The organism is Bradyrhizobium roseum (genome assembly GCF_030413175.1).
GTDB lineage: Bacteria > Pseudomonadota > Alphaproteobacteria > Rhizobiales > Xanthobacteraceae > Bradyrhizobium > Bradyrhizobium roseum.
In genome coordinates this window covers 2,131,578-2,152,220 of the sequence record NZ_CP129212.1, presented here as the reverse complement: position 1 = coordinate 2,152,220, position 20,643 = coordinate 2,131,578, and the positions used below count along the sequence as shown (strand labels likewise).

Sequence of the window (20,643 nt, the reverse complement as noted above, 5' to 3'; positions counted from 1 at the left end):
GGTTACTTAATGGTCGTTACGGCGAGGCCGTCAATGAACCGGCGCTGCGCGATCAGGAATGCGAGAAGGAGCGGAGCCACGATGATCACGGCACCGGCCATCAGCGGCCCGAGGAACTGCCCGGCCTCATCGTCGCGGAACAACAGGATGCCGAGCGCAGGCGTCGAAATCTCCGCGCTGCGCACCGCGATTAGCGGCCAGAACAGGTCGTTCCAATGGGCTACGACCGAGAAGATGCCAAAGGCGGCTAACGCCGGGACCGTCATGGGGATCATGATGCGCCAGATGATCTCGAACTCGCCAAGTCCGTCGAGCCGGGCTGCATGAATGATCTCGTCGGGTATGGATCGAAAGAACTGGCGCAGCAGGAAGACGCCGAAAGTAGAGATCGCCCACGGCAGGATCAGCGCGGCGTAGGTGTCCAGAAGCCCGAACAGGTGCAGCAAAACGAAGTGCGGAATGGCGAGCGCCTGGGCCGGCAGCAGCAGCGCGATAAGCACCGCCGAGAACAACGTGTCCCTGCCGTGAAAGCGCAGCTTCGCGAGCGCATAGGCACACGGAATGCAGACCAGCAGCTGCAGCGCAAAGATCGCCGCGCACACGAGCAGCCCGTTCAGCAGGAAGCGGAACATCGGCGCCGCCGTCAACGCGGTGCGGTAGTTCTCGATACCGTGAAAGGCCGTCGGCCAAAGATGGAAATCAGGCTGGAATATCTCTTCCGGCGGTTTGAGCGAGAGGCTCACCATCCAGACGAACGGCAGCAGCGCAAACGCCGCGGTGAGCATCAGAACGGCATGCCGGGCGGCCCGGCCGGCAAATCGCCGATATCGAACGCGGGCGATCATGAATAATGAACCCGCCGCTCGAGGAGTCTCGCCTGTGTCAGCGTGAGCAGCACGATGATGGCGAGATAGACCACGGTAAGCGCCGCGCCATACCCCATGCGCAGGAAATCGAAGCTCTCGGTGTAGAGCCGATGCAGCAGCACATCGGATGCGTAGTTCGGCCCGCCCTGGGTCAGGACGCGAACGCTGTCGAATACCTCGAAGGATCGTTTCGCCGTCAGGATGACGACGAACATCGTGATCGGTCCCAGCATCGGCAGCGTCACGAAGCGTAGGCGGTCCAGAATGCCGTCGGCGCCGTCGACGGCGGCTGCGTCGTAGAGTTGCTGCGGAACGGCCTTGAGGCCGGATACGAACAGCACCATCGCAAAGCCGAGGCCTTGCCATATGCCGATAAGAGCCAAGGCGAGTAACGCCGTACGCTCGTCGCGGAGCCAATTCACTCCCGATATCCCAATCGCGCCCAGAGCGCGGTTCACGAGGCCGATGGTCGGATGCAGCATGGAGCCCCATACGATCGCCATGGCCGACATCGTCGACATCACGGGAAGGAAGTGCGCGGCGCGGTAGAAGCCACGCAGGCCGGGACTGGCTTCAATGAGCAGGGCCACCATAAGGCCGAGCAGCACCGTGCCCGGCACCACGATGGCCGCGTAAACCAGCGTATTGGTCAATGCCTTCCAGAAAATGGGATCCGCGAACAGCGTCCTGAAATTCGCGATACCGATGAAATTGAAGGTAGATGACCCCAGTTGCCAGTCCGTCAGGGAAAAAAGCACCACGGCCGCCACCGGGCCGAACAGCAAGCCGATCAGGAGCAGCAATGCGGGCGATACGGCGAGCCAGCCAACGCCATGCTCGCCCGATTGCCTGGCAAAGCCGGGTTTCGCAACGATGCTGCGTGCGCAACCCCGATCGAGAGTTGTCACGCCGCGGCCTCCACCTGCTCGGCCCGGCGCAGTCGCATCCCGGCGCTGTCGAATTGCAGCAAGCACGCCGGCTCGAGTTGAAGGCCGACCGGACGGCCCGGTTCGGGACGCGGCCACTCCGGGTGGGTGCGCACGACGACGGTGCCGCGGTCATCGCCAAGCGCCACGTTCACAAATATATCTGAGCCGAGATTCTCGATGCTGGCGACGACGCCATTGAGCCTTCGATCCCCGGGTGCGGTTATCCCGATGGCCTCTGGACGAAACGCAAGGTGCGCCGTGTCGTCATGAACACCTGGCGGAAGTGACGCACCGAGAGAGGTCCAATCGGCGCAAGAGACCACATTGATCTTCGGGCTGCCGATCATCTCGGCTACCCGGAGTTCCTGTGGGTCGCGATAGAGCTGCTCCGGCTTGTCGACCTGAAGCAGTTCGCCCGATGTCATCACGGCGACGCGGTCCGACATCGTCATCGCCTCCGCCTGATCGTGGGTGACGTAGACGAAGGTCACGCCCAGACGGCGATGCAGTGCGGTGATTTCGGCGCGCATCTGCACCCGCAACTTGGCGTCGAGGTTGGACAGCGGCTCGTCCATCAAAAACACCGCGGGATGCCGCACCATCGCGCGGCCCAGCGCGACACGCTGGCGCTGGCCGCCGGATAGCTGGCCCGGCTTGCGGTGTAGCAGATGGGCGATGTCGAGCATGGAAGCTGCCTGCTCGACCTCAGCGCGGATCGTCGTTTCCACGCCGTTGCGTCCCGGCAATGCGCGGCCGACAAATGGCAGCCGTTGCGCAAAGCTCAGACGCCGCGTCCGCAGTGGCAAAGCCAGATTGTCGAACACGCTCAGATGCGGATAGAGCGCATAAGACTGGAACACCATGGCGACATCGCGCTCCTTGGGACGCTTGTCGTCCACGCAGCGGCCAGCCACCACGACCTCGCCGCTATCCTGCGCCTCAAGCCCGGCAATGATCCGCAACAAGGTCGACTTTCCGCATCCGGAGGGGCCGACCAGGGTCAGAAACTCGCCGCTGCGAATGCTCAGCGACACGTCCCTCACAACGGCGGTTTCGCCGTAGCTCTTCTCGATGCGGCGCAGTTCGATCTCAGCCATTGCGGCCTCCCGGCGCGGCCTGCAGCGGACGCCCATCCATTCCGGACGCGGGAAGCCCGAGATGCGCGAGAATGGTCGGCGCAATGTCAGTGATGCAGGAGGGCTCCTGCCTCGCAGCGCCAGGGCAAAAGCCCGCACCGTCGATCATCAGGAAGGGCGACTGCTCCCCTGCACCCAGGCCACCGTGCTGGCCGCTACCAAGAACATCCGCCTTGTTGCCGGCGCGCTCCGCGACGAGGCTGGTACCGACCACGCCGTAGGCGTTGGGTTCGTTGCTCGCGCGCATCGAGACCGCGAAAGCGAGGCCGTGGTCCCGCCTTTGCCCGACCGACGCCAGCCCGCTACCGTCAAAGACGGTCTCCGCCCATGCCTGATTGGCCAGGAAGTCGCCGACCAGCGACGTACGGGCACCGAAGTCAGGATGGACGTACAGCAAGGCCGAAGTGCCGTTCGAGGCGACAACCACGTCGGTCGATTCGAGGCTTTCCTTCAATCCGGCGGCGACGAGTTCTTCATCGATGTCGACGACGCCGGTAACCGTCTGGTGGCCATGATCCGATCCTATCAGCAGCAGAACATCGTCCTTGTCGTCGAGCGTCCCTACGGCATCCATGACGCGTCCGGCATTGCCGTCGGCCTCCGCCAACACCGCAAGATGACCTGGCGAGCCCATGGGCAAGGCGTGCTGCGTGGCGTCCGGCTCGCCCAGCCACAGGACCGCAAGCGCAGGCGGATTGGCCTCGGGCAGTATTGCTTCGCGGATGAAGCGCTCGGTCATCGCCCGGTCGCCTTCGACATCCAGCGTGACGCGAAGTTGCTCGTCCTCGGGAAGCGGCACCCGGTCGCGGCCGAATGATCCTGCACGATGATAGACCCGACCAAACCCGTCCGGATCGTGCGCGTAGGCCGCTCCCGGCGAAACGTTGCTGAAGATGATGGCGCCGCCGCTACCCGTCAACCGCTCCGCCAGGGTCGGCACGGCCAGCGAGCGACCGGTGACGCGCCGCTTATGCTGAAGGAAATCGGGACGGCCTGCATCGTGGCGAACCAGGCGCCCGTCTTCCATGAGCGCCATCGTATTGCCTTGCAGGCCGTGGCGCGCCGGATAACAACCGGTCGCCAAGCTCGCCGAGACCACCCGCGTGCAGGAGGGAAACACCGTGCGATGGGCAGCGAACTGTTCGGAGCGCGCGGCAAAGGCGGCAAGACGGGGCGTGGTCTCCGGCGTGACGAGATCACGGCGCAGACCATCGAGGATGACAAGTATAGCACGAGGCATGGTCAGGCTTTCACTTCATTGAGCAGGACCGAAAAAATATCGTAGTTGCGGAGCGGCCTTCCTGCCCCGCCTTCAACCCGTCCGGCCTTGAGCGGGTGCGAGAGGATGAACGGCACCACCTGCTCGGCGAACCCGCCGTGAGAGCGCAGCCGCTCTCCCGATAGCTGCGAGATATCGTGGTCGCTCGCATGGGCGCCGAGGGCGACGCCCGATCGCGCCACCACGGCGATGTCACCTTCGCGATCTTCAGGCAGTTCGAAACGCAGGCAGGCTTCCTCGCGAGTTGCCGCCATCCCGACTCCCGGGATCTTCTGAATGAACTGCAACACCTCCGCGACAGATGGCTCCGTTTGCTGCAGGTGAACACGAACAAAGCCGCCCAGGGCGCCATGGTGGCGTACGAAGGGATCGGTGATCGGGCAGATCACGCGGGCAGCGCCCGGACCGAAAGCCGCATCGAGCAGGTCGCCGAGATAGACGACGTTCGGCTCCCCGTCCGGTTGGGCCATGTCGCTCATGCCATGGTCGGCAACAATTCCGAGGCGGGCGCCGAGCGCGATCATCCTTGCCAGCCGTTCATCCACCGCGCGCATGAACGCGATCGCTTCGGGCGCAGCGGGTGCATGCTTGTGCTGCACATAATCGGAAAGCGACAGATACATGAGATCCGGCCGGCAGGTTTCGAGCAGGCGAATTCCGGAATCGAGCACGAACAAGGAAAGATCCGCGGAATACTGATCCGGTGCTCCCCGTCCTACCAACGCCCCGATCTCGGAAATTCCGTTCTCCGCGTCGGTCGCCTCATCGGCCTTCTCGGCAGAGAAAGCGATGCCGTCGAGTCCCTGCCCCAGCGCCTTGCGCAGCTTGTCCTTTGCGGTGACGGCGGCGACCCTGGCCCCCCCTTGCGAAAATGCCGACAGAATGGTCGGTGCGCGCACCGGGGTGGCATCCACCATCATGATTTCCGCACCCGTGTCACGGTCGAGATAGAAATTGCCGGAGACACCGTGAACCGCGGGCGATACACCGCAGACGATGGACACATTATTGGGGTTGGTGAATGTCGGCATGGCTGCGAGCGCGGAGGCGGCAAAGCCCTCGCGCCGCATCCGGTCGATGGCAGGAATTGCCCCGACCGCGCTGGCAGCCTCGAGATAGGCGGGATCGCAGCCGTCGAAACAGATGACCACGGTCGGATGTTTTGGCCACGCATAGGTGCGTCCGTTGACGCTTACGAGGGGTTCCTCCGCGCGACGGGACGCAGCATCGGTCAATGTTCGATCAAGCTTGTTCATGGGAAGACACATGTTTGAGGATTATTGTTGCATCGGTAAACCACGCCGCTACGCGCAGGAGGTTGCGGTCGCCGCCCCGCCGGCCAATGAGTTGAACGCCGATCGGCAGGCCGTTCGCGCCGCGCAGCAGCGGCAGCGACATGGTCGGCAGTCCGCACAGGCTCCAGGGCATGGACATGACGCCCGAGCCCGGGCCGTCTTCAAGACGTGTGGCTTCCCCCGGCGCGGAGAGCGTGATCAAGACATCATGATCGAGAAACAACCGCGCAGCGTGAGCCGATAGGCGGTCGGCCATAGCCTCGAGTTTGAGATAATCCATAGCGCTCAATTCGCGGCCGGCGATGATGCCTTGCTGCAGCGGCGCGCAGAAATTGCGGAACGTTTCCGGCGGCGAGAGGCCGAAGCGATACGCCAGATGTGCGTTCAGAAGGCCGTGCACGATCTCGATCGCCCTGTCGAAGTCAGAAGGCAGTTCGACGGCGGCCACTGTCGCAGGCAATCCGGCAACCAGGCGATCGAGGGCCTCCCGTGCAGCATCACTTGCCATCTCCCAGCCCGGCCCGCAGACCAGACCGAGCCTCGGCGGATGCGGGATTGCCTCGAGCTCGCCGAGCCGACCATCGAAGGCTCCGGCAAACAGCGCGAGGTCATCGACCGACCGGGCCAACAGGCCGATATGCGCCATGCGCGGCACGAGCACATTGGATCCCCGCATGCTCGTGAAGCCGAACGATGGTTTGAACGCAAACGCGCCGCAGAAGGACGCCGGCAGCGTCGTGGATGCCGTGTGCTGCGTGCCGAGCGCTAGCGGAACCATGTTGTCGACCACCGCCGCCGCAGATCCCGCCGACGACACGCCGGGCGAGCGCGACAGGTCCAAAGGGTTATGGGTCGGACTGGGATGATACATCCCGAATTCGGACGTGCTGGTCTTGCCGATGATGAGCGCCCCGGCTCCGAGCAGCACGCTTACCGCATCAGCGTCTTCGGTTGGCCTGCGTCCACGCAAACTTGCGCTGCCGTATTCGGACGGCATGTCGCTGGTATCGAACACGTCCTTTACGCCGACCGGCAAGCCATGCAGCGGGGTGAGTGGAAATCCCGCGGCCTGCCACTTGTCCGCCTGCCACGCGCGTTCGCGCGCCAGATCGGCATCGAGGAAACTCCAGGCCTTCACCTCGGGTTCGCGCGCGGCAATGCGCTCCAGGCAGGCTTCCATCACCGATGCCGCCGTCAGCCGACGATCGCGGATCGCCCTGACGATGGTGCGGGCCGGCAATTCGGTCAATGGCTTGCTGTACAGAGCAAGCTCCAGGGCACCTGATATCACGTTCATGGGGAGACGGCCTCCGTGGTCCGCGCGGGCCTGCGCGTTACGCAACTGCGAAGGCTTGCGGCGAGCGCCTGGGCATGCGGCAACAAGCCATCGCGAAACAGCAGGACGCAAAGAACAAAGACGACGCCCTGAATTGCCACGATCCAGGCACCGAAGGGCGACAGAAAATGCTGCATCGTCACCAGCACGGTGGCGCCGACGAGCGGCCCGGCAAATGTGCCGATGCCACCGATCAACGCCATCAGCACGGCTTCGCCTGAAAGATGCCAATGCACGCCGGACAAGGTGGCCAACTGGAACACGACGGCACTCATGGCGCCGGCGACGCCGGCGCAGAGCGCCGCGACGCCGAATGCAGCGAGCTTGTAGGCGTCGACATTGTGCCCCAGCGACAGGGCCCGGCGTTCATTATCGCGAATCGCGATCAGCATCATCCCGAACGGGGAATTGATCAGACGGCGAAGGCCGAACAGCACGCCGAGCATGGCTGCGGCGCAGAGCCAGTAAACGTTGGTGTCGTTGCGAAGGTCAATCAACCCCAGCAACATGCCGCGGGGAACTGACTGAATGCCATCCTCGCCATGGGTGAAGCTGGCCTGCACATAGACGAAATAGACCATCTGCGCGATCGCCAGCGTGATCATCGCCTGATAGATGCCCCGGCGCCTGATCGCAAAGATGCCCATGACGAGCCCCAGAACGAGCGCCGCCGCTATCCCGACGCCGATCGCGGCTTCCGGCGGCAACGCCCACTCCCTTGCCGCATGCGCTGTGAAATAGGCCGCCGTGCCGAATAGCGCCGCCTGACCAAAGGACATGATGCCGGCATAGCCCAGCAGGAAATTGAATGAAGCGGCGAAGATGGTGAAGCAGAAGATCTTCATCAGATAGACGGGATAAAGCAGCATCGGCAGCGCGAATAGCGCGACGACGGCGGCCAGCACCGGCACCATGCCGGTCAGGCGTTTGGCGGCGGTTGCCTTATCTGCGGGCTCGATCCATGGCAGCCGCGCCGCCAGGAATTCATGGGATCGGACCACCGAAATGCCAAACAACCCCTGCGGCCGCAGCAACAGCACGAGGCACATGAAGGCGAAGACGATGAAGCTTGCCGCCTGCGGGACCAGCGCTTGCGTCAGGCTTTCGATCATCGCGAGCGCGTAGCTCGAGACGATGGTTCCGCCGATCGAACCCATGCCGCCGATGACGATGATTGCAAACACGACGAGCAGGATGTCCGAGCCCATCAGCGGTGAGACCTGGTAGATCGGCGCCGCCAGCGCGCCTGCCAATCCCGCCAAGGCGGCGCCGAGGGCAAAAGTGGCAGCGAAAACATGAGGCACGCCGACGCCGAGCGCCTCAGCCGTTGCTGCATTTTCGGACGAGGCGCGCAGGACCGAGCCAAGCCGCGTGCGCGCAATCGCGATCCATACGATCACGCATACGACCAGCGCTACGGCGACGACCCAAAGCCGATAGGCCGGAAAATACAGGAAGCCAAGATCCAGCCCGCCGGATAGCCAATCCGGCGCGGCGTAGGGTAGTCCGGTCGAACCGAAATAGGCCTGGAAACCTCCCTGAACGACCATCGCCGCGCCGAACGTCAGCATGAATCCGTACAGCGGATCGAGGCCGTAGGTTCGACGCAACAACAAGCGTTCGAGCATCATGCCGAAAAGAGCTACGCAGACCGGCGCAAAAACCAGCCCTCCGAAATAGCCCAATCCGAGGTATCGCGAACCGGCCCATGCAGCAAAGGCGCCCATCATGTAGAGCACGCCATGCGTCATGTTGAGGATGTTGAGAAGGCCGAAGATCAGCGCCAGTCCGAGACTGAGCAGCGCGTAGAACGAGCCGTTGACGAGGCCTATCGTCAGGTAGCCGAGGATGAGGTCCATCATGCGGGAATCACAGCGCCATACGTTCGAGAAGCCGAGCCTTGACGTGCTCGTCGCCGCGGGTTTGGAGGTCGTCCACAACAGCACCGTTTTCGATCGCCACCACCCGGTCTGCGAGATGCAGGACGAAGTCGAGATTCTGTTCCACAAGCAGGATCGTGTAGCCGCGGCGCTTGAGTTCGATCAGCACCTGCTCGATCTGCCTGACGACCACCGGTGCCAACCCCTCGGTGGGTTCGTCCAGAAGAAGCGTCTGCGCGCCCGTGCGCAGGATCCGGGCGATGGCGAGCATTTGCTGCTCGCCGCCGCTGAGCTGGTCGCCGTAGTGGCGTCCCCTGGTACGAAGATTGGGGAACAGCGTGAAGATATCGGCCCTGGCCATGCCCGCGGCGCAAACGGCCGGAGGAAGCGCAAGATTCTCCTCCACGGTCAGGCTGGAGAAGATCGCCCGCTCCTCGGGACAATAGCCGATGCCGAACCGGGTGCGCTCATAAGGGCGCATGCCGCTGGCTTCGCGCCCGGACAGGACAATGCTGCCGGTTTGTCGCGGCAGCAGACCCATGATGGCGCGAAGCACGGTGGTCTTGCCGGCGCCATTGCGACCGACCAGACAGGTCACCTCGCCCCTTCGCACCGCGAAGCTGACGCCGAACAGCGCCTGGGAGTCGCCATACCACGCCTGGACATGCGAGAGGCGCAGCGAAATCGCATCAGGCACCACGCTCGGCCCCGATATAGGCGCTGATCACGCGCGGGTCGCGCGCGACTCCGTCATAGCTGCCCTCGCAGAGGACCGAGCCTTCCGCGAGCACCGTGACCTTCGCCGCCAGGCTTTTCACGACCTGCAGATTGTGCTCGACGAGAAGGACGCCACAGCCAGCAGCAACCGTCTTGATCAGGGCTGCGACGGGTGCGATGTCTTCGCGGGCCAGACCCGCGGTCGGCTCGTCGAGCAGCAGGAATTTCGGCGCGATCGCGATCGTCGTAACGATCTCAAGCAGTCGCCGGCGACCATAGGACAGATCGGCGGCCCGCCGTTCGCTCTCGTCCGTCAGCCCGCCTTGATCGAGAAGGTGCCGGACCCTTGCTTCGGTTTCGTCCCGCCGCGAACGGCCGCGCAGCAGCTGCAGGCCGCGCACGTCCAGCGCCAGTGCGGTGCGGACATTATCGGCAACGGAGAGATTCGGGAAAATCGAGCATATCTGAAACGAGCGGGCGAGTCCGAGCCGTGCAAGGCGGTTCGGTGCCGCCCCGGTCACATCCGCACCGTTGAGACGAACATGGCCGGCGGTTGGCTTTGTAAAGCCGCTGATCACGTTGAATAGCGTGGTCTTGCCGGCCCCGTTCGGCCCGATCACCGCATGGATCGACCTGGCGTCGAGATCAATCGAGACGCCGCGAAGCGCCTCGAAATCACCGAAGCGAACCTTCAGGTCACGGGCGGTCAGCAGCGATGTTGCGACGTCGTATTTTCGAGCGGCCGAAGCAATCGGCGCGGCCGCCCGCCCTGGACGATCAAGAAGAAGCATTGTCATCGAACGCCCGGAGCGGCGCAGCCCGCGGTATCGAGCGAGCGAAAGGCGGTGTCAGCCTGGACCGTGGCGATGCGCTCGTAATAGTCCCACGGCGCCTTGCTCTCGGCCGGGGGCTTCACCCGATAGACACCGAGATCGTAGATGACACGGCCGTTTTCCTGGATACGGACCTGCCGGCCGAATTTATCGACGGGCAGCTTTCGCATCTCCGTGTTCACGACAGCTGCATCGTCAGTCTTCGCTGCACCGGCAGCCTTGATGTAGTGCCGCACGCTGGTATAGACGCCGGCCTGCTCACGGGTAGGCATGCGGCCATGGGCCTTGAAAAAGCGCTCTGCGAAGGAACGAGTCCCATCGGTATCGTTCCAGTAGAAGCCGGTGGTGATGATCAGGCCCTGCGCCGCTTCAAGGCCAACGCTATTGATGTCGGTAACGAAGGCGTGGAGCGCCGCGACGCGCTGGCCGCCGCGCATGATCCCGAACTGGCCGGCCTGCTTGATGGCGTTGACAGTGTCGGCACCGGCACTCGCCAGTGCAACGACCTGCGCCTGCGAGGATTTCGCGCGCAGCAGCAGTGCGGAGAAATCGGCCGTGCTCAACGGGTGGCGGGCGCTTCCGGCTACCTTGCCTCCACGTTCCTCGACGACGCGCGCGGCGTCCTTTTCGAGATCGTGGCCGAAAGCATAGTCAGCCGTGAGAAAATACCAGGACTTCAGGTCCTGCTGCATCAGGGCGACACCGGTCCCGCGCGCCAGCGCGTAGGTGTCATCCGTCCAGTGAGTGGCAAACGGCGAGCAGCGCCCCCCGGTGATCTCCACGCTGGCGGCGCCCGATATCATCAGGGAACGCTTTTTCTCGTTGGCAATCGCCATCAACCCGAAGACCACGCCGGAATGCGGCAGGTCGGCGATAACGTCGACGCCGCGCCGGTCGAACCATTCACGGGCAATCGCCGACGCCACGTCGGGCTTGTTCTGATGGTCGGCCGTGATGATCTCGATGGGGACGCCGCTGGCGTTTCCGCCCGAATCCTCGACCGCCATCCGGGCCGCCAGGATCGATCCGGGCCCGCCGACATCGGCGACAACGCCGCTTTGATCGCCCATCACACCGATGATGATCTTGTTGTCGGAAAATTGCGCGAGGGAGGGCGTTGCCCCTCCGCATAGCAGTAGTGACGCGATGATCAGCCGACGCACGGGTTTTCTCCTGTTTCCAAGCTCGGCGGACTGATAGAGGCACCACGTAACACATTTGTGACATCGAAGGTACATTTGGACGCTTGTGGACAAGCATGAAGATTTGCCATTCGGACCTGGAAACGGGCAAACAGCGCATTCCTGAAGCTGATCGGAGGATCGGGTGTGCTGATTCGAGGCCCGCAAATGGCACTAAACGAAGGCGAAACCGGCGATGGCCGGGCCGACGCCGCCTTGGTGGCCAAAATCTGCTGGTACTATTTCAGAGAGGGCCAAACGCAGGATGCGATCGCGCAGCGGCTGAAGATGACCCGCAAGCGCGTCAACCGGATCCTCGGTGACGCCCGGGAAAGCGGCTTCGTTCAAATCACGATTGCCGATCCGGCGGGCCAACGCACCGAGCTTGAAGAAGCGCTCATCCACAAATTTAGTCTGCGTCACGCGATCGTGGTCCCGGTCCCGATGGGCAGCACCGAGGTGCGTTCTTTCATCGGCGCCGCCGCCGCACGATACGTCGCCGAGTGCCTTCCGCCGTCGGGTTCACTGGGAATCACCTGGGGCGGCACCATCAATGCCGCGGCTCAAAACCTGCCGCAGCGATCTGGCGACGGCACCCGCGTGGTGCTGTTGACCGGAGGGCTGGCCGAAAGCGCGCCGATCAATCCGTATGACAATGCAACCATGATTGCCCGGGCGCTCGGCGCGCGATGCTATTATCTGACCGCGCCGATGTACGCCGAGACTGCCGAGCTGAGGGATATCCTGATCGCGAGCGAGCCGGTTCGATCGGTGCTCGCCATGGTGCCCTCCCTCGACGTCGCCTTGTTGAGCGCGATCGACCTCTCCGAACAATCAAAGGCGCTCGAATACGACGTCATTTCCCGCGAAAGCTGGACCTCGCTGCTGAAAGCCGGCGCGGTCGGGGATATTTGCGGTCACTACCTCGATTCGTCAGGCAAGCCGCTTCACCATCCGCTGGTGCAGCGGACGATCCATCCGCCGATCGACCACGTGCTTCAGATCAGACATCGGATTCTCGCCGCCGGCGGCGAGCACAAGGTTCCGATTATTCGCGCCGGCCTGTTGGCTGGATTTGCCCAAGTGCTGGTCACCGATGAAGCGGCCGCATCCAAACTGCTGGATTGAGGTTTGCTTCACGACGGCAGCGAATAGGTTTTGATATTGGTGAAGCACTTCATGGCCTCCAGCACGCCCTCTTTGTGGCCGAGGCCGGAATCCTTGATGCCGCCGAACGGCGTCAGCTCGGTCCGATATCCCGGAACCTCCCACACATTGACGCAGCCGACGTCGAGGCCATCGACAAAGCGGGTGATGGTGTCGAGTCTGTTGGTGCACAATCCGGCCGAGAGACCGAAGGCCGTCGAATTCGCCATGGAGATAATCTGTTCGACGTCATCCGGGCAGCGAATGATCGGCAGGACAGGACCAAAGGTCTCTTCACGCACCAGCTCGCAATCGGCCGCAACATGGTCGAGCATCGTTGGCGGGTAAAGCGCGCCTTTGGGCGTATTGCCGAGCAGCAGGCGGGCGCCGCCTTCAATTGCGGCTTTGACGCGTCCGGCAATGGTCGACGCCGCCCTCGCGTTGATAACCGTCCCCACATCCGTGTCGGGATCCATCGGATCTCCGGTCTTGAGACGCTTCATCAGAGAGAGAGTCGCTTCGGCAAAGCGATCGGCGACATCCTCGATGACCAAAACCCGCTTGACGGCGGTACAGCGTTGTCCGGAATTTTTCGTCGCGCCCTGCACCGCCAATCGGGCTGCGCGGTCGAGATCGGCGTCGCCCATGACGATCAGGGGATCATTCCCGCCAAGCTCGAGCACCAGCCTTCTGTATCCCACCCGCTCGGCAATCTTCTTTCCGGCACCCACCGATCCCGTAAACGTCACCAGGTCGATGTCCGGGTCATTGATCATCGCGTCTCCGAGCGAACGCGGTTCACCAGTGACCACCGACAACATTTCCGGCGGCAGTCCCGCCTCATAAAGCAGTTCGGCAAGCGCAAGCGCGGTCAAAGGGGTCGCCTCGGCCGGCTTAAGCACGACCCTGTTGTTTGTCGCAATCGCCGGAGCGAGCTTGTGGCTGACGAGGTTCAGGGGATGATTGAAGGGGGTAATCGCCGAAATGACGCCAAGGAGCGGCGTCCTGGTTGCGAAGATGCGCCTGCTCTGCGCGCTCCCCCCGATATCGCCCGCGTACATCGCACCATCGTCCTGGAGCACGGCCTGCGATGCGAATGACCAGACATCCCTGGCCCGCGCCGTTTCATGCAGCGAGTCTTTCAGGCATAGCCCGCTCTCCGACGTGATGAGATGCGCGAGCTGATCCCGGTTTGCTTCGATTGCCTGGGCTGTAGCGAACAGGATCCGCGCCCGTTCACGCCTTGTGAGCCTGGAACGAAATCCCCGGGCGATCGCGAAGGCGCGCCGAACTTGATCGGGACGCGCCTGCGGCACTGCGGCGATGACCTCACCAGTAAACGGATTGCGAACGTCGATCCTCGAATCCGCAAAGACATCCGCTCCAGCGATCTTCATTGGATGAAATGGAGGGGTCGAATCCAGCATCGCCGGGCTCCACGCAGTGTTCTGTTCCGATCTCAGGTTTCCGGGCGCGCAGACACTCACAGCGATCGGGTCCTTTGGCCAGCATGCCAGATCGCGATGGTGACACCGACGATGATGAGGACACAGGCGAGCAAGACGCGGGCCGTTGGAGCCTGCTGTTGCAACACGGCGGCCGCAACCAGTGCGACGACCGGGATCAGCACGAGGCTCTGGGATGCGATCTGCGTGGAAACGGAACTGAGCGCGCGATACCAGGCGACGAACGCCAACCCAGTCGCTACGATGCAGTTGAATGCAATAGGCCAGGCCAGAATTGGCAATTGCGTCCACTCAAGCCGACGTTCCAGCAGCAGCGAAGCAACGATGACGACGACGCCCGAGGTCGCCAACTGAAAGATGGTCCGGCTCCACACGTCGCCGTCGCCGGGAGCGCGTTTGTGGACCCATGTTCCGAGCGCCCAGCTGAACGCCGCCATCGAAAGCAATGCGACGCCCAGGATCCCATGGGATGTCGCCACCGGCGCAGCACCCGAGGCCAGCAGCCCGAGACCAAGCATGCCACAGGTCAGCGCGATAACATCGAGCAGCGATTGCTTCTGCCGGTCGATCGCCCATTCAATCACAACGAGCCACAGCGGCATCGTATAGAAAATCAGGGCGCTGGTGCCCACGTCGAGATACTGCAAGCCCGCCAGGCTAAGGCCGAGGCCTCCAGCCATCTGCAGTAGACCCACCGCAACCAGCCTGCCCTTCCCGTCACAACCGAGCCGGAGCCGGTATCCAAGGCACAGCCGCGCAGCTCCGATCGCGATGGCGCCGCCCAGCAAACGGATGCCGGTAAACAACAGCGGCGGCGAAGAATGCAGGGCATCCTTGATCACAAGCCAATTTGTGCCCCAGATGACGACGACGAACGAAAGGCAAAGAAGCCCGATCACATTGACCGCTGACGTCTTCACCGGACCGCTCCTGCCGGCACCGCCTGCAGATCGCCGCCCGAGGGCCGGCTTACTGCGATCTGGAACGCGCGCTTGTTCTCCTCTGGGGTATGCTGGGACGTAACCCGGGGAAGCGAACGCGAATGGGATTGATTGACCTTGCACAACAGGAAGTGCGGCCCTTCGCTCGCCAAGCTTCGCGCAACAGCGTCATCCAATTCGGCTTTGGTTACGCACCGGCTGACCGCGCGGTATCCACAGGCTGCGGCAACGGCTTCCAGCGACGAGGTCACCGAGGTGGATTCCTGCTTCCCGGTTGAAACGTAACCTTCGTTATCGAGCACGATATGCAGGAAATTCCGGGGAGCAGCGTAGCCGATTGTGGACAACACGCCCATATGCATCAGCACGGCGCCGTCGCCATCCAGCGCAACCACGCGGCGCGATGGATGCGCGAGCGCGACGCCTGCAGCGACCGCGCTGCAATGGCCCAACGATCCCTGCATGTAGAAATTCTCCGGACGGTCGCTCACGCGAAATAGCTCGCGGGAAATGAACCCGGTCGTTGAAACAACGAGATCGCTAGTTCGCAGGGCTTCGCTAACGATCTCCAGAGCACTTCCGACGCTGAGTGGATAGCCGTCCACTTGCAGTTCGCGGTCGCCAACGACGCCGAGGCCCGCCGACAGCTGACCTTTCCGGACCAGGACCGCAAACGAGACCGATCGCCCGAATGCCTCTTCGGCCTTCAGGAGGGCCGCCATGAACCCCTGCGGCGTCCCGTCGAACTCGCTCCACGGAATTGCCAATTGATCGAGCAATGCATGGGTATTTGCACCCATGATGCGATGCTGCGGCTCGTCCTCGGCTTCGTCGGTATGTCCCCGCACGGAAATCAGAAGCAGCGTCGGAATACAGTTGATCTGGACCAGCGATGTCAGCGGATTGATGATGTTTCCCAGCCCGGAATTCTGCAGGGCCACGACGCTTCGTCGTCCCGCCAGTGCCGCGCCGACGGCGAATGACAACGCGCTGCCCTCGCTCGCCGCCGGGACCGATGCGATATCGTTGTCCAAGGATACCTGCTGGAAAAGATCGGCGAAATTTGAGCAAGGCACCCCGGAAAAAAAACCATATTTCTGCTGTTTCAGAAGACTCAGGAGTGTCGATGTCGACATGGTCATTTCAGCTTCTCCCCGAAGGCAATATTGTGCTTCCAGCGCCAGACAAGGCGCAGCGTTTGCTGCCGTCGGCATCGACGGCAGCAGGATCGGGCAGGACGCTTTCGACCAGCGATGCTGCCTGTATGTAGTTCTCGTTCAGTTGGGGTTGCCGGCGAGCTTTCGCGCCGTGATGAGGCTCCGGTTGCAGATCGACTTGCGATAGTCGACGTGTGCAAAGCCCGCGCCTTCCATCAGGGAGCGCATGTCTTCGAAACTGTAGCAGCAGCCCTCATAGCCGGTCGTCAGCAGCACCGAATATTCCGCCTCCGCGACCGGTGCAGAACGCCCGCCGCGGTCGTCGGGGTGGCAGCTGTAAACCGCCACCCGGCCGCCGGGCAGCAAACTTTGATAGGATTTTTCCAGCAACAGCTGCACCTTTTCCGGTCCCCAATTGTGAAGGACATGCGAATAGAGGTGAAGAGAAGCGGTCTGCGGAAACGGATCGACAAACATATCCCCGGCAATCACCCGCGCTCTCGGCTCGGTCAGCTTACGTTCGGCAAGGCATTGCATGGCAAGTTGGTCGACCGGGGGACGCTCGAATATCGTCGCCGACAGATTGGGATACCGGTTGATCAGGTGCGCTGAATAGACCCCGGATCCACCCCCCACATCCAGAACGGCCGTGTCATGCGCGCAATCGAGCAGGCGCGCCAGATCGGGAGCAAAAATCCGCCCGCGCTCCTCCATGCCTTGCGTATTCAGATCGGCGAAATCGTCCGTTTGCATGAGCGCGTCCCAGTTGGTCGTGTCGCCACGCTCGACGTGCCACGTGTCAGGCGCCCCTTTGCGCAATACGTCGTAGATCTCCCGGACCGACGATTTGTACTTCATGGTGGCAATGTAGGAGGAAACGTTCTCGCTCGAGCTGCGGCTCAGGTACCGCCGCGCGGACGCCGTAACGAGAAGCTTGCCATCGACGTTGGCGAGCAGCCCCCAGGACTCGAAGAGCCTGATCATCGTTCGTGTCGGCCGCTCCTTGATCTGAAAATGCAGGCGCAGCTCTGCTTCGGTGGTAGGGGTCGCATCGAGATAGGTGAATAGATCAAGCCACGAGACCGCCGCGATATAAAGGTCGGCCGCATAGGAACTATCGCGCCATCGGATCACCTGCGCGATGTCGGGTTCAGGCAGCTGATTTGGGATTGACGCAGCGAGTGTCGATTGAAGCATGGCATGATCTCCTGGTTGGGAACGTTTCTATCGGGATGCTCTTGTATGGAGGGCGTGACGATCACGCCTTCGCGTGACCATTTCCATTGTGCGTCGGCAAGTATCGCTCCTCCGCGGCAGCGAGTTCACCGTACCGCAACAGCCCAAACACTTCGTCGAGCGTAGCGACGTCACCTTCGATGCCGGCGATGCTTTCCTCGGCAAGAATGCGGCCGCAAATGTCACTCATCCCGGCGATGGCCGCGCGCATCGAATGGTTGGCCCAGATCACTGTCGAGATACCGGCTTCGCGATAGGCGGAAACGGGCGTTCGATAGTATTTGGTGGGGACGATCACGACAGGAAGCCGGTTCTGCCAGGCGGCGGCGAAATCGAGAATTTCGTCCGCCACGCTCTTGCGCGAATGGATCAGGATGGCGTCGGCTCCTGCATCGGCATAGGCATGGGCGCGCGCGAGCGCCTCGTCCATTCCGTGGCCGGCGATCAGCGCCTCGATCCGCGCGATGAGCAACAGATCATCGCCGACCGTGTCTTTTACGGCACGCAGCCGGCCGGAGAATTCGTCGGTATCGGCCAACGGATGCCGATCGCCGACGAACGAATTCATCTTGGGAAAACCCTTGTCTTCCAGTGCGACACCTGCAGCGCCCCGCTGCTGCAGCTTGCGCGCGAGAAGGCGTGCATTGTTGAAATTGCCGAAGCCGCTATCGCCGTCGACAAGCACCGGAAGATCGGTCGAGTCCACCATGCGCTCGACGACATCGACGAGTTCGGTCCAGGAGGCTTCATTGGCGTCGCGGTAGCCGAGCGAACAAGAAATGGAAAGGCCGGACGCCCAGAGCCCCTTGAACCCGGCCCGCTCGGCGATGGCGCCCGACAGACCGTCGTGGGCTTCCATCAGGAAAGCGAGATCGTGATTGCAGGCTATCTGATTACGCAGCTTGTCCACTGCGCGCGAAGCGGCGTGGTGAGATCGTTCTTTGACGACGACTGATTGTTCTGGCGATTGCATGCCCAACTCCTCGAGTTTCTGTCCGCATCAACAGCGTTGGCAACCACCAAAAGTTGTCATAAATCGCTACATGACGTCAATATCTAATTCTAGTTGGCATACGAAAATATCTAACTTTGGTTGATTTCAACAAGGAGGCGTTGAGATGCGGACCTTCCGCCGCGCATCGACTTTTTTATTAATTCTTGCACAACCAGTGAGGGATTCGTTTTCCATCTCTCGCATTCGAAGAATGCATCGGCTGCGGCGGCCTAACGCGACAGCGGAAACGCCGTCACCAGAGCGTGAAGTCAGTCGTCGATGGAATTTTGATGTGCCGTCGAGCAAGTGTGGCTAAGATGACGCTACTCTGCCAAACAATAAACGCTTGATGGACGACTTTGCTCCGGGTTGACTGTGAGGGGTCGCATGCAAACTATCGTTATGGACGACCGCGGTCACGCATGGGACGCGCGATCCCCGGTCCTGCGAAGCCTGTTACACTGCTCAATTCCCGACTTCGATTCCCTGACCTATCTGATCGGAAATCTCGGCTTCGTGGCTGTAACGAAAATCGCACCCAACGCTGCGCGCATCCGGTTTCAGCCCGAAACGGCTTCGCAGGCAAGCGTCGCCGCCGCCCTTTATTTCCTCGCTGACATGGGGATCGAACGCACGGTGATTTCCCACCCGGACCAGTTTGCCGAGAAAATGTTTCCGAGTCTGGCGCAGACGATCGCCTACATTGCCGAGCAGGTTACCACGAACTATCAGCCGATTTTCCCGGTGCTCACAAGCATAGAGCAGCCGCTCGACATGCATGCGAACTCCGACGAGGCGCTTTCGTCGCTATTTGCGCGATGGATCGATTCGAGGCAGGCCTACGATTCAACGACGCTGGCCAGCTTGCTGCCCGAGTCGCTGCGCGCCCGCTTCATACTCGTCGAGCCCGTGAACGAGCGCCTGACCATTACCGATGTCGGCTCCGGCTTCGAGATCTTCGGCGAGACCTGGCAGAAGAACGCGCGAGGCCTGCCGATCGAAGAAACACCGGACTACGATTACGGCCTATGGGTGCAAGGAATTTACCGCCGTGTCGCGGAGACATGGCAACCGCGCCTGGATGAGGTGGACGCCACAATCAGACGGCCACACCGGAACGATCGGATCCACCTTCGCTATCGGCGTCTTATCGTGCCGTTCACATGCAAGAAGCACGGAGGAGCCTGCTTTCTTGGCGCCTCGGTCATTGACTTCAGGGAACAGAAATTCGCCTCGGATCGCCTGGCTATCGAAGAACTTTCGATGTGACATCGGGTTGTTCACGCCGGGCTTCTGGCGGCATCAGTGAGGGACGTTTTCAGCAATGCGGCCAGCTCCGGCGACCGGCACGTTGGCGCGATCCATTATCGCAGCGAGATCTGCGAGGAGTTCGTCAGGTTGCATCCAGCCCAGCGCGAGACGAATCTGGCCGAGCGGCGACGCCACAAGCTCGATGCAGCTATGCACGAGATTGGCGTATCCGACCCGTTCTGCCACGCCGCCCGCGACGACGGCATCGGCCATCACGCCGATCGTGAAATTGCTATTCCAGCGTGTGAACGCGTATGCGCGGGAAATTCGCGGCAGGATCGTTGCCAGATCCCTACCTCTGAAATCAGGCCGAAACCAGACGCCGCCGGAATAGACGACGCGCCCGGTAATTGTTTCGGCAACCGGTGTGGCGACTTCGCAACGATCTCCCCGCGCGAGCGCGGCTTCAGGATCGGCGTAGAACATCCGCATCGAACTGGCCTCTTCCTTAAGACAGGTCGACGGCCAGTCATAGAACCGCGCCGCTTGCGTTGCCACGATCTCCCCAAGCTTGTTCCGGCCGATCAGGACGAACGCCGTTTCCGGCGTAACGCCGCCCAGCTTCTCGTCAAATATGGGAACGAGTGGACGCCAGCTATCGGAGTTACTCCTGTTGGCGTCGATCAGTTCCTGCAACGTGCCAAATGACAATGTAACCCCACGATCCCTCGCGGCAGTGTCGGCCCACAGAAAGAACCGTCCAAGCAGGTCCACGGGACCGTGCTTGACCTTGAGGTGGGCAGGCAGGCGTCCCGAACTCGGAAGAGGTTCACGCATGGAGTATATGTTCCGCTGCTATCACATCGTGTGATTGAGCGTAATAATCCGCACACTTGTAACCTGCATGACATAATTGTAGTTGATATTGCCGTCCATGAGTTGATATGCCATTTTCATCCAAACAGTTGATTGTACCGAACTGGAATTCAACCAAGGTGAT

General features: G+C 62.0%; 18 protein-coding genes and 1 pseudogene. 2 read left to right on the top strand and 17 right to left on the bottom strand.

Annotation, left to right across the window (positions count from 1 at the left end; genetic code table 11):
* Positions 1–2: 2 nt before the first annotated feature.
* The 11 genes and pseudogenes from QUH67_RS10150 to QUH67_RS10105 form a co-directional block, all read right to left on the bottom strand.
* A complete protein-coding gene (locus tag QUH67_RS10150) occupies positions 3–632 on the bottom strand; it encodes a carbohydrate ABC transporter permease (protein WP_320416130.1) in 630 nt (209 codons plus the stop codon).
* 209 nt (positions 633–841) lie between these two features.
* Positions 842–1,774, bottom strand: a complete 933-nt coding sequence (locus QUH67_RS10145) for a carbohydrate ABC transporter permease (protein WP_300946529.1) — start codon at positions 1,772–1,774, stop codon at positions 842–844.
* Positions 1,771–2,892: an ABC transporter ATP-binding protein gene (locus tag QUH67_RS10140; protein ID WP_300946528.1), complete on the bottom strand. Its 1,122-nt coding sequence runs from the start codon at positions 2,890–2,892 to the stop codon at positions 1,771–1,773. The genes QUH67_RS10145 and QUH67_RS10140 overlap by 4 nt, the downstream gene beginning before the upstream one ends.
* Positions 2,885–4,171: an alkaline phosphatase family protein gene (locus tag QUH67_RS10135; protein WP_300946527.1), complete on the bottom strand. Its 1,287-nt coding sequence runs from the start codon at positions 4,169–4,171 to the stop codon at positions 2,885–2,887. Before QUH67_RS10135 ends, QUH67_RS10140 begins: the two co-directional genes overlap by 8 nt.
* Positions 4,172–4,173: 2 nt before the next feature.
* On the bottom strand, positions 4,174–5,466 hold the full coding sequence (gene phnA / locus QUH67_RS10130) for a phosphonoacetate hydrolase (protein WP_300946526.1): 1,293 nt from the start codon (positions 5,464–5,466) through the stop codon (positions 4,174–4,176).
* On the bottom strand, positions 5,453–6,802 hold the full coding sequence (locus QUH67_RS10125; RefSeq protein ID WP_300946525.1) for an amidase: 1,350 nt from the start codon (positions 6,800–6,802) through the stop codon (positions 5,453–5,455). The genes phnA and QUH67_RS10125 overlap by 14 nt, the downstream gene beginning before the upstream one ends.
* Complete coding sequence (locus tag QUH67_RS34850) at positions 6,799–7,686, bottom strand: branched-chain amino acid ABC transporter permease (RefSeq protein ID WP_320416151.1); 888 nt, start codon at positions 7,684–7,686, stop codon at positions 6,799–6,801. The genes QUH67_RS10125 and QUH67_RS34850 overlap by 4 nt, the downstream gene beginning before the upstream one ends.
* Positions 7,687–7,848: 162 nt before the next feature.
* A pseudogene (locus tag QUH67_RS34845) lies at positions 7,849–8,700 on the bottom strand (branched-chain amino acid ABC transporter permease); the annotation flags it as partial.
* A gap of 10 nt (positions 8,701–8,710) precedes the next feature.
* Complete coding sequence (locus QUH67_RS10115; protein WP_300946523.1) at positions 8,711–9,418, bottom strand: ABC transporter ATP-binding protein; 708 nt, start codon at positions 9,416–9,418, stop codon at positions 8,711–8,713.
* Positions 9,411–10,235 carry an ABC transporter ATP-binding protein gene (locus QUH67_RS10110; protein WP_300946522.1) on the bottom strand — a complete coding sequence of 275 codons (825 nt, stop codon included), beginning with the start codon at positions 10,233–10,235 and terminating at the stop codon, positions 9,411–9,413. Before QUH67_RS10110 ends, QUH67_RS10115 begins: the two co-directional genes overlap by 8 nt.
* Positions 10,232–11,434 carry an ABC transporter substrate-binding protein gene (locus tag QUH67_RS10105; protein ID WP_300946521.1) on the bottom strand — a complete coding sequence of 401 codons (1,203 nt, stop codon included), beginning with the start codon at positions 11,432–11,434 and terminating at the stop codon, positions 10,232–10,234. The genes QUH67_RS10110 and QUH67_RS10105 overlap by 4 nt, the downstream gene beginning before the upstream one ends.
* Before the next feature lie 186 nt (positions 11,435–11,620).
* Between QUH67_RS10105 and QUH67_RS10100 the strand changes: the two genes are divergently transcribed.
* Entirely contained in the window at positions 11,621–12,580 is a 960-nt protein-coding gene (locus QUH67_RS10100; RefSeq protein ID WP_300946520.1) for a sugar-binding transcriptional regulator, read from the top strand.
* Between the two features lie 8 nt (positions 12,581–12,588).
* Here QUH67_RS10100 and phnY read toward each other — a convergent pair whose 3' ends face one another.
* The 5 genes from phnY to aepX all read right to left on the bottom strand — a co-directional run bounded on the left by phnY (position 12,589) and on the right by aepX (position 18,371).
* On the bottom strand, positions 12,589–14,025 hold the full coding sequence (gene phnY, locus QUH67_RS10095; protein ID WP_300946519.1) for a phosphonoacetaldehyde dehydrogenase: 1,437 nt from the start codon (positions 14,023–14,025) through the stop codon (positions 12,589–12,591).
* Positions 14,026–14,081: 56 nt separating this feature from the next.
* Positions 14,082–14,984, bottom strand: coding sequence for a DMT family transporter (locus QUH67_RS10090; RefSeq protein WP_300946518.1), 903 nt, complete (start codon positions 14,982–14,984; stop codon positions 14,082–14,084).
* On the bottom strand, positions 14,981–16,147 hold the full coding sequence (gene aepY, locus QUH67_RS10085) for a phosphonopyruvate decarboxylase (protein WP_300946517.1): 1,167 nt from the start codon (positions 16,145–16,147) through the stop codon (positions 14,981–14,983). The genes QUH67_RS10090 and aepY overlap by 4 nt, the downstream gene beginning before the upstream one ends.
* Positions 16,148–16,282: 135 nt before the next feature.
* Complete coding sequence (locus QUH67_RS10080; protein ID WP_300946516.1) at positions 16,283–17,359, bottom strand: methyltransferase; 1,077 nt, start codon at positions 17,357–17,359, stop codon at positions 16,283–16,285.
* Between the two features lie 61 nt (positions 17,360–17,420).
* Complete coding sequence (gene aepX, locus QUH67_RS10075) at positions 17,421–18,371, bottom strand: phosphoenolpyruvate mutase (protein ID WP_300946515.1); 951 nt, start codon at positions 18,369–18,371, stop codon at positions 17,421–17,423.
* Positions 18,372–18,779: 408 nt separating this feature from the next.
* Here aepX and QUH67_RS10070 point away from each other — a divergent pair, with 408 nt between their 5' ends.
* Positions 18,780–19,661, top strand: coding sequence for a hypothetical protein (locus QUH67_RS10070; protein ID WP_300946514.1), 882 nt, complete (start codon positions 18,780–18,782; stop codon positions 19,659–19,661).
* Positions 19,662–19,694: 33 nt separating this feature from the next.
* Here QUH67_RS10070 and QUH67_RS10065 read toward each other — a convergent pair whose 3' ends face one another.
* Positions 19,695–20,480 carry a hypothetical protein gene (locus QUH67_RS10065; protein WP_300946513.1) on the bottom strand — a complete coding sequence of 262 codons (786 nt, stop codon included), beginning with the start codon at positions 20,478–20,480 and terminating at the stop codon, positions 19,695–19,697.
* Between the last annotated feature and the right edge of the window lie 163 nt (positions 20,481–20,643).

What these genes read in the sequence shown, in the direction of transcription:
- QUH67_RS10150 (WP_320416130.1), bottom strand. Translation starts at nt 632, where the DNA reads ATGTTCCGCTTCCTGCTGAACGGGCTGCTCGTGTGCGCGGCGATCTTT.
- QUH67_RS10125 (WP_300946525.1), bottom strand. Translation starts at nt 6,802, where the DNA reads ATGAACGTGATATCAGGTGCCCTGGAGCTTGCTCTGTACAGCAAGCCA.
- QUH67_RS10080 (WP_300946516.1), bottom strand. Translation starts at nt 17,359, where the DNA reads ATGCTTCAATCGACACTCGCTGCGTCAATCCCAAATCAGCTGCCTGAA.
- aepX (WP_300946515.1), bottom strand. Translation starts at nt 18,371, where the DNA reads ATGCAATCGCCAGAACAATCAGTCGTCGTCAAAGAACGATCTCACCAC.
- phnY (WP_300946519.1), bottom strand. Translation starts at nt 14,025, where the DNA reads ATGCTGGATTCGACCCCTCCATTTCATCCAATGAAGATCGCTGGAGCG.
- QUH67_RS10110 (WP_300946522.1), bottom strand. Translation starts at nt 10,235, where the DNA reads ATGACAATGCTTCTTCTTGATCGTCCAGGGCGGGCGGCCGCGCCGATT.
- QUH67_RS34850 (WP_320416151.1), bottom strand. Translation starts at nt 7,686, where the DNA reads ATGAAGATCTTCTGCTTCACCATCTTCGCCGCTTCATTCAATTTCCTG.
- QUH67_RS10070 (WP_300946514.1), top strand. Translation starts at nt 18,780, where the DNA reads ATGCAAACTATCGTTATGGACGACCGCGGTCACGCATGGGACGCGCGA.
- phnA (WP_300946526.1), bottom strand. Translation starts at nt 5,466, where the DNA reads ATGAACAAGCTTGATCGAACATTGACCGATGCTGCGTCCCGTCGCGCG.
- QUH67_RS10135 (WP_300946527.1), bottom strand. Translation starts at nt 4,171, where the DNA reads ATGCCTCGTGCTATACTTGTCATCCTCGATGGTCTGCGCCGTGATCTC.
- QUH67_RS10065 (WP_300946513.1), bottom strand. Translation starts at nt 20,480, where the DNA reads ATGCGTGAACCTCTTCCGAGTTCGGGACGCCTGCCTGCCCACCTCAAG.
- QUH67_RS10100 (WP_300946520.1), top strand. Translation starts at nt 11,621, where the DNA reads ATGGCACTAAACGAAGGCGAAACCGGCGATGGCCGGGCCGACGCCGCC.
- QUH67_RS10140 (WP_300946528.1), bottom strand. Translation starts at nt 2,892, where the DNA reads ATGGCTGAGATCGAACTGCGCCGCATCGAGAAGAGCTACGGCGAAACC.
- aepY (WP_300946517.1), bottom strand. Translation starts at nt 16,147, where the DNA reads ATGACCATGTCGACATCGACACTCCTGAGTCTTCTGAAACAGCAGAAA.